Here is a 13,101-nt window from a genome sequence, read left to right on the forward strand (position 1 = left end):
CCGCCCACCCCTGCCCCCTCATCTTCCGATAGCAGGCAAAAAACATCAGATACGCACTGACGAAGCCGAGCGTCTGCTTCGATTCATAGATTCCTTGCCATTGACCATTGTGCATCCAGCTCTGGTCTTCCCCGATCTCGGGCACGAAGACCGCACAAAAAGCCGATGCGGCGACCAGGATGAAGAGACCGAGCGCCGTCGACCTCACGATCTCGTCGATGTCGACGCGCGTGATGAGGCAGAACGCACCGAAGGTCGTCACCACAAGCGCCGCGCTCTTCATGATCGCAGCGGCGCTGACGCTGCTCCAGGCCACGGAAATGGCGGCCAGAGCATAGAATGCCACCAGCACGATCAGGTCGGGATTGAACTGCAGCCACAGCCGTGGACGCACGAAGGCACTGGCGTAGATCAGGACGCCCCACATCAAGAGAGCGATCGCCTGTTGCAGATTGGTGAACTCTGCAGGCAGCAGCGCGGCGTTGAAGGTGCCCATCGATGCGACCACATTGACGGTGATCGAACCGCCGATGACGATCCTGGCAAGCTTTTCCACGCCGACGCCGCGCGTTTTCCAGATCGCGCTTTCGGGTACCCCGGAATTCACCTCGGTCTGCAGGCTGGCCATGATCTGACCTTCCTTAAGCACAGTTAATAAATTGCTATCGCGGATCGCGCGCCAGCTCCGCGCCCAAAAGGCTGCACGACATCAAGGATTGGGAATTCGTTAACGATACGTTTGCCATGCAATCGGGGGCGAGACGCTTTCGGGCAGGCCGACGCCGGATCTGGTTCAGCGCTGAAGGATCACAAAATGGGTCAAGCGACGGCGCGTAAGCCTGACTTATTAATAAGGATCGCGCCTCACCGGTGTCTGCGCCGGCACCGCCCTGCTATAAGAGCGCAGTTCAGGCCGATCGGCCTTCCCGAAATTTCTGGTGTTCCCGGTCACGTATGAACAAGGCTAGCGATACGTTCGATGTCAGCATCGATCACGGGTTCGACTTTTTGTCTCCGGAATACGTCGAGCTGTTCGACAACTCGGCCGCGACCGCGTTCCAGCATCCGCTCTGGCTGGACCGCCTCTATGCCAAGCTCGCCCTGCATGCGAGAGCGGAGCCGCTGATCGTCGTTGTTCGCCGGCACTTAACAGGCACGCTCGCGATGGTGCTGCCTTTGCTCCGGATTCGACGCGGCCCGATACGAACCGTCGAATTCGCCGACCTCCGCGTATCCGACTATTTGGCGCCGGTCTGCAGTGCCGAACTGTTGTCGCAACTCCCCGAGGACGAGCATGCTTGCGCCGAGATCCGGCGCCTCATTCGGCCTTTCGATCTGCTCCGGATGACCAAGCTGCCCGATGGGCGGCTTCCGATCGAGAACCTCCTGGCGGCGCCACGCCGGGTATCCATGGACACGAATGCCTATGCGACCGTTCTCCTCGCCCCGTTTGAGCACTGGCGGGCCAGCGCGATGGATCGCTCCGTTCAAAAGGAGCTCGCAAAAAAGTACCGCCAGCTTGAGAAGAAGGGCGCGCTAGTCTTCTCGTGCTGCGACGACAGCGCCTCTGCGCTCGCTACGATGGAGGTGATGAGGAAACTTCGCGGTCCGCGGTTTCAGGCGCATGGCGACGGAGATTTGCTCCAGCGCCCCGAGTATTACGACTTCTATTCCGACGTGGCGCTCCGCGGTCTCGGCTCCTTTGTTCGACTCTACGCCCTGAAGATGGACGGCAACGTGATCGCCGCCGTGCTTGGACTGTGCCATCGCGGCAGTTTCCTCGTCATCATGAGTGCGTTTGACATTGCCGGATACAAGAGCCAGTCACTTGGCGCTCTGATGTTTGAGCGTGTCGCAAGGGATTGCATCGAGCGCGGCGACCGCATGCTCGATTTCACGATCGGTGATGAGCCCTACAAGAAATCGTTTGGCGGACAGCCTTCGCCGATGTGGGCGGTCACTCAAGCCGGCAGCACAGCAGGCACGATCGCCTTGTTCGCACTGAGGCAGGCTCCCTGGCTCAAGCTGGCGGCAAAGCGAATCTCGGAGTTCAGGCTGCCTGCGACCCGCACCTCGTCTCCGACGCGCTGACCAACAGACGCATGGCGACGGGCTGCCTTCAGGCGCGCAGCGCAGTACGGACGCGCCCGAGCCAGCCCGGCCGCGCCTGGTCGAACCGGTGGATGATCTTGCGCCGGAGGAAGTGCAGCCGCCGCCGCACATCCCAGCCGATGTCCCCGCGAGACGTCAGGGCCTGGCGGAAGCGCGCCATTTTCAGCGACTGCTGATCCGCCGCAACCTTGGCCGGATCTGAATAGAACTGCGATATCTTCTCTTTGCTCATGCCCTCAGTCATGAGCCATCGCGGTGCATATTCGGTGCTAAGACGCTCGACGTCCACCAGCAGACGGGCAACGCCGGTGCCGGCAGCAGGACAGTTGGTCTGGAACGCATCGCCGATGAGCACAACGCCCGGCTGCAGGTGCCCCTCGACGATGGAAAGGTCCATCACCCAATTCTGCACTCGGTCTGTGACGAGAAAATCGCCGAGGTAACACCGCAGTCCCGGCAGCAGGCGCAGAACTGTCGCTTCCGTGTCGCGACGCAGCTCGCGCATGACCGGATCGGTTGGGTCGCGGAACATGAAGAGATTGGCCCGCATGCCGGCCGGTACCGGGAACAGGCTGAGATAGTCGATGCCGTCGCGGGCGCGTTCGCCGTAACAGGTCAGGGCGTTAAAATCGAATGGCGCGCCGTCCCGGCGCGCGATGGTGAAGCCGAACGAGACCGAATGCTGTGCGGCCAGCACGCGCCGCCGAATTCCCAGCCTGTATCCGAGAACTCCCGCCATGCCCGTCGCCAAGATGACGAGGCGCGCCTGAAGGCGCCTTCCCGAGGCAAGGTCGAGATGCTGCACGTCATCGCTGCAGCTCACTGCGATGACCTCGTCAATGATCAGGCTCGATGGATCGGGTATCTGACCGCGCGCCATCGCAACGAGATGGCGATAGGTGAACCCGTAAGCCCGTCCGACGCTGACGTCGACAACTTTGCCTTCCCGGATATTGAGCACGCGGTCGTATGGACAAGCCATGCTCTCGAGGCCGCGGATGAAGCCTAGCCTGCGGAACACGTCGAGCTGCTGGCTGCCAATCTTTTCGACCCGGAACTCATCCGGATGGACGGCACGCTTCTCGACCAAGGCCACGCGATGTCCTGCTCTTGCAAGGACGGCAGCCGCGAGCGATCCGGCAAGGCCTCCACCGACAATGGCGATATCCGCGACGATCGTCGCAGCCCCGGCGGGCGCGATCGGCTCGGCCGCGCCGCTGTTCGCCGTCATGTCCAGCCTCCCACAGTTAACGACTGTTGCATGTGCAAGTCCCTCGCCTGATGTCGCATCATGGAGCCAAACGCGATCATTTCTCGACATCGAGGTTAATGAAGAACAGGCATGATCCAGCCTGACGAGATCTCGGCACGCACCTTGCTGGTATCGACCTTGCGAATCCGGTGTCCGGCCGCGGCGGTGCTTACTGGCGTGCCATTGCGCAGTTGAGCAGCCAATATCGCCCCCCCGCCGGAAGCCGCGCGGCGCTGTGCCGTTGTTCGGTGAGGCGGGCCTTGCACTATCTGGGACAACTGGAACGATGGTGTTCCACGATGATGCACCCGGCGCACCGTCGCAACAGTCACAGCCGGAAATATCCTGGACGCCGTACATTAACACTCGCAGTCTTTTCGCGTGCTAGGCTTGCGCCGGTATCGTAACGTGTTTCCCTCGGGAAGCCGCCCTCGTAACTTTCATGATCGAATCCATCATCCAATTCATGCGACGCGACGTGACGCGCGGTGTTGCCGGGACCATCCTCCTGAAGGTCGCCAGCGGAGCGCTGGCGTTCGCATTGTTCTCGCTGGCGGCACGAACAATGTCGCCGGATGGGTTCGGCATCTTTGCGACCTGGATTTCGCTCGCCCAGATCGCGTCAGTCGTAGGGCTGGTCGGCCAGGAATCGCTCCTTGTGCGTTTCCTGAACGAGTACCAGGTGGGCGATCGGCACGACCTCACGAAAGGTGTGCTCCTATCGAGCCTGAAGATTTCCTTCGTTGCGATGGTGATTGCGGTCGCCGCGATCGCACTGGCGGCGAACATCAGAGGCGATTGGTGGCTGCTGATACTGGCCGTGTCGGCCTATACTGCAGTGAACGCCGGGCTGATGCTCGGCAGCCAGATCGCGCGCTCGCTGGTCAGCATTCTCATGGGAGAAGGAAACAGGGAGCTCTTCTGGCGTGTCGGCGTCGTCCTGTTTCTGCTTGCAGTGCTGTTCGGTCATCAACAACTCGAACCCGCCGAATTGATCACCGTCATGACGATTGCCATGTCGGTGGGGGTGGTCGCGCAGATCGTTGCGATTGCGCGAGCCCTGCCGAACCTGCGCGACACGCCGGCTCGCTCGGAGCCTTCGCGCTGGAGATCGAGTGCCCTGCATTTCTGGGTCGCATCCATCCTCGAGGTTGCGAACCAGTACTTCGACGTCATCCTGGTGTACTGGATGCTGGACCCAACGACCGCGGGAATCTATTTCGCCGCTTCGCGCCTCGCCAACATCTTCGCCATGCTGTCGGCCGCCTTGTATAGTTTCGGGGCGCGCCGGCTTCCCTCGCTGTACTTCAGTAAGAACCACCAGGAATTCAAGCGGACGCTGCAGCTCATGGCGGAGGTGACCGCGCTTTGCGTGGTCAGCGGACTCGTCATCATCTGGATTGGCGGCCCCTACCTCCTCAACCTGTTCGGGGCCCATTTCGCCGCGCAGCATTCGGTCCTGATCGTGCTCGCAATCGGCACTGCCATTCAGGCCGCTGGCGGTCCGTCCGCAGCCATCCTCCAGCTCACTGGCCACGAGCGGAAATATGTCCCGGTTGTTGCCGCGAATGTGGCGGTGCGGCTGATTGGATTTCTTGTCCTCATTCCCTGGCTCGGGGTACTTGGCGCAGCGATTTCAGCGACGGTGTCGCTGGCGTTCGCGACCATCGTCCTGAATTTGCTCTGCCGCCGGCTAGCCGGAGTCGATCCTTCAATTCTGGTGCTCTCGCGCGTCCCGTTCTTCAAGCGCAACGCGTACTCCGTCCGTGTCGCCGATACGACCGATTAAGGGCGCGACTCGCGTTTGATAGCCAAGGCGCCTGGGCATTACGTTGCCGAACGAGGATCAACCAACCAGGCCCAAGGCCTCGCCCCGACGATAAGAGGCCGCCGCACTGGGAGATGCGCGATTGACCACAAGTCCGGTCGGCACGCCACCAAATCTCGATATCGCAGCCGTCGCTCTGCGCATGGCTGGTGAATCGACAGCATCTTCGCAGACCACCAGGAGAACCAGATCGGCGTAAGCCGCCAGAGCCGCCGCCTCGGGTTGGAAAGCAAGAGACGTCGCATGGACGACGATCAGGTCAAACTCCGAACGAATATCGTCCTCAGACAGCGACTCTGGCCTCCTGCCCGCGCCGAGAAGCATATCGACGCTGCGAAAGCCCGCGATGGTGGCGCCCTCGCCGTGCCCGTTGGCTCCGGTGGTGCCGGCACCGCCGAGATCCGGCTGCACTTGGATCAGGACGCTCAGTTTTCCCGTGCTCAAAGCCCACCGGTTCAGCGAACGCGCGACGGTGTTGCCGCCGGCCATCTTCCCGACTGACATCACAAGAACGACCTTGCCCCGAGGTCCTGGCAATTTTTCCAACCTCTCGACGAGCGGACGCAGATGAGGACTGAGATCAAGTTCGGCTCCCGCGGATAGCCCGCCCTGCCAGACGTTTTTGGCGAGCTCTCCAGGCGCCAGATCGGGAATACGGGCCCATACGGGAGGGCGCGGCCATACCTCGGACTGGCGTGGAGCCAGGTCCAGTCCGCGGATTTCCGAAACGGACTCGCTGGATCTCCGTCCCGTAGCCGCCACGGCCGCCGTCGCTGTCAGAAGCGAACCAATCGCCAGAGCGGCGAGCAGCAAAGGCAGCGGCGGAAGGGTGGAGCGAAGCGGCGGAATGGCGGCCGAAGCAACCTTGGTCTGCGAGCTCTGCAGAAGGCGCTGCTCGTTCGTGGTCTTGGACCGCGAAAGAAACTGTTCGTAGATGTTTCGGTTGGCCTCGGCGTCGCGCTGCAGCTCCTGCAGCCGCACCAGAGCCTGACCATCGACGAGGAGCTGCGATTCAGCCGCCTTCATCTGGTTCTCCAGGGCCCTCTGCTGGGCTTGCTGTGCCTCGTATTCCGACTTTGCGGTTTCGATGCCTTTCGTCCGCTCGACCTCGATCTGTCTATTGAGATCATTCGACTGGCTGTACGACATGACGAGATCGGGATGGCGATCGCCCAACACCGCGCGCTTTTGCGCGATTTGGTCGTTAAGCGCCGATCGCTGCGCCCGCAGGGCACTCAGGAGATCCTGCTTGGCGGGCCCTTCGACATTCGCCTTCACATCGCGCTGCGCCTGCTCGTAACGGGCTTTCGCCTCTTCGGTGCGGGCGCGCGCAGCAGCAACTTGCTGCGACAGTTCGGTCACGCGCAATTGCTGAGTCGTGGCGTCCTTGCCGGCATTGACGATCCTGTGCTCGATCTTGAATGCAGCAACGGCATCCTCGGAGGTTCGCAGGCGGTCGTTCAATGTCTTCAGCCGGCCGCCGAGCCAATCGGCGGCCTCGTCGGTCGCGTCGGTGCGCATGCGCCCCTGGCGGGCGACGAACGCCTCGGCAATGGCATTGGCATAATAGGCAGCCCGTTCCGGCCGGTTCGAGGTGAACCGGATGGCGATGACATAGGTCAGCCCGCGCCGGGAAATGTCGAGACGGTTGCGGAATCTCTCGAGCAGGCGCGCGGGGTCGGTGTGCCCCCCGGAAATGTCCGCGTCATCCCGAACCTTGAGCTGCTCGATCAGCGGCTCGAGAAAGCCGTCGGACTTGGCGACTTCAACCAGGCTTTGCAGCGCGGCACTATCCTGCCCTATGCCCGGCAGAACGTCCTGCTCCGTGGTCACGCGTTGCTCTCGGGGATCGACAACGACCAGAGCGGTCGCCGCAAATCGTACCGGAATCACGAGTAGAACGACGACGCCGAGGGCGAAGATCGCCAGAGCCAGCGTCAGGATGCGGCGGGCGTTGTCCCGAAGAAAGGAGAACGCGCCTGCGACTGTGAGCGCACCGCCATCGCGTGCGGCGGTACCACCGGCTTCACCGTTCGACGCATTTCGAGTCTGCCACGACGCGGCGATTGCGGCCGAGCCGGAACTTGTCGGGTCTGCGGGGCGACCGAACGTCATGGATACTACTCGGATTCAACTGGCGAACACTGTTCAGCGGCCTGCTCCACCGTAAATATCTATGGTTAATCCGCAGTTACCCGCCTTCCGCATGGTCATGGCCAATTGGTTAACGGGCACCGTACGTTCCCGCCGGAATCGACGAATTTCCGTTGTGAAAGAGACCTGTTCGCCCAGGCTGCGCATTAACTCCGTTGCGCGCTTGTCGATGTCCGCTTGAGCTTGGCGTGATAGCTATGGCTATTAGAAGGTCAACAATCCATTCCCTCATCGGGTAGGAATCCGTGCTCCGCTATCAGCCAAACGCCGAATTGGGCGAGGCAACGATGCGATCGTCGACCGCACCGTCCGTCGCGCGACCAGATAACAGCAGGCAGAAGCCGCGCGTTCTTCTCGTGCAGACCCAGGCCGAGAACGCTGGAGCCCAGGAGATATCCAGACTGCTTGGTGTCGGCCTGAGTGCACGCGGCTATCAGGTCTCAAACCTCTTCTTCTTCCGCAAATCGGACTCCTTCGACGAGCCGCCGAATACGTTCTATTGCGCGTCCAGCCGCCCCGGAAGTCCGCTCGCGCTGCTGCGAATGCTCTGGAGACTCGGTCACAATATCAGGGCCGTCAGGCCCGACGCTGTACTGACCTTCCAGCATTTCGGCAACGTCATCGGCGCAGGGATCTCGCGTCTCGTCAGCCGCGCCCCTGTTGTCGCCAATCAGGTTTCGTCAGCATTGTCGATGAGCTGGCCGGTCCGCGCAGCCGACATCGTGATGGGCAGTCTCGGCTTCTTCGACCACATAACGCTCAACTCGCTGGACATGCAGCGCGAGTACTCGCGCTACCCGTCGGCCTACCGATCCCGCATGACGCATGTGGCGCACGGCTTCGACGACAAATCGATCGCGCTGCCGAAGGAAACTGCGCGACGACAATTCGATTTGCCGCAGGACCGCATATTGCTCGGCTGCGCCGCGAGGCTTCACCCGCACAAGCGGCTTGATCTGGCGATACGTCTCTTGCCCGATGAACGATCCTGGCACCTTGCACTGGCCGGCCAGGGAACCGACGAGGCACGGCTGAGGCAGCTCGCGGAAGAGCTAAAAGTATCCGACAGATTGCATTTGGTCGGCGAGATTCCGCCGCGCCGGATGGCGGACTTTCTGGCCTGCCTGGATGTGTTTGTGTTTCCCACCCAGGCCGAGACCTTCGGCCTGGCTGCGGTTGAAGCTGCAAGCGCCGGGGTTCCTTCCGTCGTCACCGATCTTCCCGTCCTGCGCGAGGTTCTGTCTTTCGAAGGAAGACCCACAGCCCTCTTCGTCGATGCCTCCGATCATGCGAAGCTGTCGGCGGCGGTATCCACGATTCTGGCAGACCAAAACCTGAGCGACGAACTGCGACAGAACGCCAAAAGCCTGAAGCTGCGCTATTCGGTAGATGCCATGGTGGAGGAATACGTCCAAATCCTCGACCAGATCATTTGATCGCGGGCGCCGGAGTAGATTATCTCGACATGATCATCGAGTTTCGCTGCGAACGTGAGCATGCGCGGCGGTGGATGTGCCGCGAAGCGTTGTCGATCGACGGCCGGGATGTTCCGATTCAAATCGCGTGGACCGCAACGGCGCAGGCAAGACCTGCCGGCCTGGACGCGCTGTTCGAACTCGAGCGCCTGGTTTTGCATCGGGGCAAGCGCAGCGGCGCCGACAAACTGAAAATCGTTCCGGACGACACGCGGCCGCCCACCGCCCCGGCTGACGTGATCGTCAACTTCACCCGTGCCCCAAGCGATCCAAACTCTTCTGCCCGGCTACTTCTCCGTCCGATATTCAACGGAGCCGCCGGCGAGGACGCTGCATTGTCGGCCATTCTCGCCGGCGACCTGCCGGTCATCGAAATCATCAACGAGCGCGATGGCTCGGTTCTCGACCGCGGCCATCCTTCCGGAGAGATCGCGGCCGGCTTGAGCGGCGGTCTCGACACGGTCATGGCACGAACCCTGAGCATGGTAACGGCGATCCTGTCAGGAAGGCCGCGGATTTTGCCGGAACTGGCGCGCTGCGCCGGGCAAAGCATCCGCCGGCACCCTGCCGGCTATGTCGTGCGCGGATTGGCAGCATCGATCGCCAGGGAGATCTATCGCCTCTGCTGCTATGCTCCGCATTGGCACGTCGGATGGCGCTTCAATCAGGGCGCGGGCGTCTGGAATACCGGCGATCTGTCCGGGCCCGGCTGGAACGTCCTTGCAGATCCAGGGCATCGTTTCTACGCCGATCCCTTTCCGGTCAGGTGGCGCGGCAGGACGTTCGTCTTCTTCGAGGATCTCGATCACCGGGTCGGAAAAGGGATCATCTCGGCGATCGAGTTCGATGAAACGGGCCCCATCGGAGAGGTCGTACCCGTACTGGAGGAGCCTTGGCACCTGTCCTATCCGTTCCTGATCGAGGACAACGGCGAGTTATGGATGATCCCGGAGAGCTCCACAAATCGGGACGTGGCCCTGTACAAATGCGTACGGTTTCCGGACAAGTGGGAGCGACACGCGACGCTCTTTTCAGGCATTGAGCTGTCCGACGTCACGATCACGCGGCACAACGGAATGAACTATCTGTTTGCCGCCTGGCGCGACGGAACCGCCGGGTATTCGGATTCGCTGGCAATTTTTTACGCAAAGAGCCTGTTAGGGCCCTGGCTGCCTCATGCCAGCAACCCTGTCCTGATCGACCGCGCAAGCGCGCGGCCGGCAGGCAATTTCGTCACCGTCAATGAAACATTGTGGCGGCCTGTCCAGGATTGTGCAGGCGGCTACGGCGCTGCGCTCGGTCTGGCCGAGATAGTCGAGCTGTCGCCGACGACATTCAAACAGATTGTTCGCCACACCCTTGGACCGGGGCCGGCATGGCCCGGCAGGAAGTTGCACACCTTCAACCGTTGTGGCCAACTCGAAGTGATAGACGGATCGCGCGTTCAACCCAGGATCCGAGCCTTCGCAAGCAAGTTTCCATCGGCCGTTTGGTCCCCGCGAGCCAGTCCGTCGACCGTCCGCTGAAGCTCGGACCGCCGAAGGCGCATCCGGCTGATCGCATCGCTCGGCATGGGTCCTGAAGTCGACCGCCTCGTTGCCTCTTGACGCTTCCGGGACTCGTGGGTCGACGCCCCGCAATGAACTCCGCACGGCCATCTGCTGCACCGCGAAGCAAATTGCGCCGCAACATTCAAAATGAGACTGCCCGTCAAACCCGACGAGGCGCCCACGCGTGCGCCGCATCCGACTTCGGTTAGCCTTCTCTCAAGAAGCCGGGCGCCTTCGCGAGCCACGGGCGGTTCGCCCGTTCGCATCGGCGACCCAGGGACACAGGGAGGAGTGCAAGATGTCAAAATGCAGTGTGGGACTGATCGCGTTAAGCAGCCTGCTTCTTTCAGGCGCGGCAATCGCGCAGGAAAAAATCAGGGTGGGTGTCACCGCGACCCTCGAAGGCACCTATACGGTGCTCGGCGAGGATGGCATGCGCGGTCATCAGACCGCGCTCAACGTGCTCGGCAAGAAGGTCGGCGACAAGGAGCTTGAATTCATCGTTGCCTCCACCGACGCGACACCGGACTCGGCGGTGCGCGCCGTACGCAAGCTGATCGAGCAGGACAAGGTGCAGATCCTGTTGTCGCCGCTCTCCGGCGACGAGGGCATCGCGGTGAAGAACTTTGCCAAAACCCACCCCGAGCTGACCTTCATCAATGCGGCCTCCGGCGCCCAGGAAGCCACCTATGTCGACCCCGCCCCGAACTTCTTCCGCTACAACATGGACGGCGCGCAGTGGCAGGTGGGGCTTGGCAAGTATGCCTACGAGACCAAGGGCTATCGCAAGATCGCGACCGTCGGCGAGGATTACTCCTTCATCTACACCCAGGTGTTCGGTCTGGTGCTCGAATTCTGCGGCGCCGGCGGACAGGTCACCAACCGGCAATGGGTGCCGCTCGGCACCAAGGATTTTGCTTCCGTCATCGCGGCCCTGCCCGACGATGTCGATGCGATCTATCTGGGGCTCGGCGGTGCCGACGCCGTCAACTTCCTCAATCAGTACCAACAGGCCGGCGGCAAGGCGCATCTGATGGGCGGTTCCATCATGATCGACCAGACCATCCTGTCATCCAAAGGCAACGCCAAGAACGCCTTGATCGGCACCATCGCGGCGAGCGGCCAAGCCGACACCTGGGAGAATCCGGGCTGGCAGAAATTCGTCAAGTCGTATCAAGACGCCTTCCCGCCCAACAAGCGCTTCCCGAGCCCGTCGCTGCTTGCGACCAATTACTATGACTCGACCATGGCACTCATCCTGGCACTGCGCGAGGTTAATGGCGACCTCTCCAACAACCAGGCCAAGTTCAAAGCGGCGTTGGCGAAGATCGAGATCGACGCTCCCAACGGCAAGATCAAGCTCGATGCCAACCGCCAGGCGATCGGCACCAACTTCGTCACCGAAGTCGTCGATGACGGCAAAGGCGCGCTGTTCAGCAAGGTCGTGAAGGTGATCCCGAACGTGAACCAGACGCTCGGCTACGATCCGGCGGTGTTCGCCAAGATCGGACTGCCGAGCCGCAGCGTCCCGGAATGTAAGAAATAGTGACACTTCCCTTCTGTCTCGCAACCGGGAAGCGACTTGCGGACGCGGCCGTTCTGCGCTTGCAATCTCTTCCCGGTTGTTGAACGCTCACTGAAAAGACCTGAAACATTCGGGAGGGAAAGGCATGAGCCGGGCGCTCGCCGTCTTTCACGGCCGGTTCGGTCGGGCGACGGTCTATCAGTTGAACCGCCCCTTCAACGTGCACGCACACCGCGAAGGTCATCTGATCTTCCATGTCGGCGGCCTGTCGGCATGCATCGATGTCTCCGACGGGCACTATGATCTGACCGAAAGCTCCGTCGTCGCCGTCAACCCCTGGGAGCCGCACAACTTCCTGCCGTCCGATCTCGACGGCGGCGCGATCTTCTTCGTGCTCTACGTCAATGCCGAGTGGTTCGCACCCGATGCACCCGGGGCCGATCGGCTACGCTTCGGCCGCACTGAGTTCAAGCGCACGGTCGCACTCGACAAGCATATCCGGCGAACCGCGGCGCTCGTGTGCGGCGCACCGTCGCTCTCAAGCCTCGACGGCGAACTGCGGCGGCTGATCGACATCTGCTACGATGAAAGTTGGCAACAGGCCGGAATCGCACGCGAGGCGCGCGCGAGTGGCGCCGTCACGGACTTCCGCGTGCGCAAGTGCATCAAGCTGATGTCGGAAAGTCCGGGCGCCGAGATGGAGCTCGACACGATCGCGCGGGAATCCGGCCTGTCGCGGCCGCATTTCTACCGGCTGTTCCGCACCCAGACCGGCGTCACGCCGCATCTCTATCTCAACACCCTGATCATGGAACAGGCGCTCGAGGCTCTCGTCGCCAGCGAAGCACCCATCGCCGATATCGGCTTCGATCTCGGTTTCTCCTCGCAGAGCGGCTTCACCCGCTTCTTCACCGCCAATGTCGGGATGGCGCCCACCGATTATCGCCGCGCCGCCAAGGTTTTACGTGCCTGACCGCGCGAAAAGATACTGACGGTCAAATGCGCCAACCTCGCTCGCGCTAGGATGTGTGGAAGGCGGTGCCGAAAGAGCATTGTCAGGTTCTGGGAGAACGCACGTCCATGGCGAGGCACGCAGCCTGCAGGGGCTTGTCCGAGCTGCATTCGAAGCACGACGTCGATCAAGGTCGCTGGCGCCTGATCCATCCCTGCTCCCACTTGCGCGGCTGGGCGAGCATGGAGCAGCT

At 61.9% G+C, this 13,101-nt stretch carries 8 protein-coding genes and 1 pseudogene; 6 read left to right on the forward strand and 3 right to left on the reverse strand.

Features of this window, described 5'->3' with window-relative positions; genetic code table 11:
• Positions 1-628, reverse strand: a pseudogene (locus tag IVA82_RS18255) (O-antigen ligase family protein); the annotation flags it as partial.
• Positions 629-954: 326 nt separating this feature from the next.
• On the opposite strand from IVA82_RS18255, the gene IVA82_RS18260 reads away from it, so the two are divergent.
• Positions 955-2,091: a GNAT family N-acetyltransferase gene (locus tag IVA82_RS18260; RefSeq protein WP_247390187.1), complete on the forward strand. Its 1,137-nt coding sequence runs from the start codon at positions 955-957 to the stop codon at positions 2,089-2,091.
• A gap of 28 nt (positions 2,092-2,119) precedes the next feature.
• Here IVA82_RS18260 and IVA82_RS18265 read toward each other — a convergent pair whose 3' ends face one another.
• Positions 2,120-3,343 (reverse strand): NAD(P)/FAD-dependent oxidoreductase, encoded by a 1,224-nt coding sequence (locus tag IVA82_RS18265; RefSeq protein WP_247390189.1) that lies wholly within the window; start codon positions 3,341-3,343, stop codon positions 2,120-2,122.
• Between the two features lie 463 nt (positions 3,344-3,806).
• On the opposite strand from IVA82_RS18265, the gene IVA82_RS18270 reads away from it, so the two are divergent.
• Positions 3,807-5,153 (forward strand): polysaccharide biosynthesis C-terminal domain-containing protein, encoded by a 1,347-nt coding sequence (locus IVA82_RS18270; protein ID WP_247390191.1) that lies wholly within the window; start codon positions 3,807-3,809, stop codon positions 5,151-5,153.
• Positions 5,154-5,210: 57 nt separating this feature from the next.
• Here IVA82_RS18270 and IVA82_RS18275 read toward each other — a convergent pair whose 3' ends face one another.
• Positions 5,211-7,307 carry a GumC family protein gene (locus IVA82_RS18275; RefSeq protein WP_247390193.1) on the reverse strand — a complete coding sequence of 699 codons (2,097 nt, stop codon included), beginning with the start codon at positions 7,305-7,307 and terminating at the stop codon, positions 5,211-5,213.
• Positions 7,308-7,591: 284 nt separating this feature from the next.
• On the opposite strand from IVA82_RS18275, the gene IVA82_RS18280 reads away from it, so the two are divergent.
• The 4 genes from IVA82_RS18280 to IVA82_RS18295 all read left to right on the forward strand — a co-directional run bounded on the left by IVA82_RS18280 (position 7,592) and on the right by IVA82_RS18295 (position 12,869).
• Complete coding sequence (locus IVA82_RS18280; RefSeq protein ID WP_247390195.1) at positions 7,592-8,782, forward strand: glycosyltransferase family 4 protein; 1,191 nt, start codon at positions 7,592-7,594, stop codon at positions 8,780-8,782.
• A 29-nt stretch (positions 8,783-8,811) separates the two neighbouring features.
• Complete coding sequence (locus tag IVA82_RS18285; RefSeq protein WP_247390197.1) at positions 8,812-10,347, forward strand: hypothetical protein; 1,536 nt, start codon at positions 8,812-8,814, stop codon at positions 10,345-10,347.
• Between the two features lie 322 nt (positions 10,348-10,669).
• The gene (locus IVA82_RS18290; protein ID WP_247390198.1) at positions 10,670-11,917 is read left to right on the forward strand and encodes an ABC transporter substrate-binding protein; all 1,248 of its coding nucleotides are present in this window, start codon (positions 10,670-10,672) and stop codon (positions 11,915-11,917) included.
• A gap of 124 nt (positions 11,918-12,041) precedes the next feature.
• Complete coding sequence (locus IVA82_RS18295; protein WP_247390200.1) at positions 12,042-12,869, forward strand: AraC family transcriptional regulator; 828 nt, start codon at positions 12,042-12,044, stop codon at positions 12,867-12,869.
• Positions 12,870-13,101 lie beyond the last annotated feature (232 nt).

This window comes from Bradyrhizobium sp. 142, from assembly GCF_023074015.1.
Taxonomy (GTDB): Bacteria; Pseudomonadota; Alphaproteobacteria; order Rhizobiales; family Xanthobacteraceae; genus Bradyrhizobium.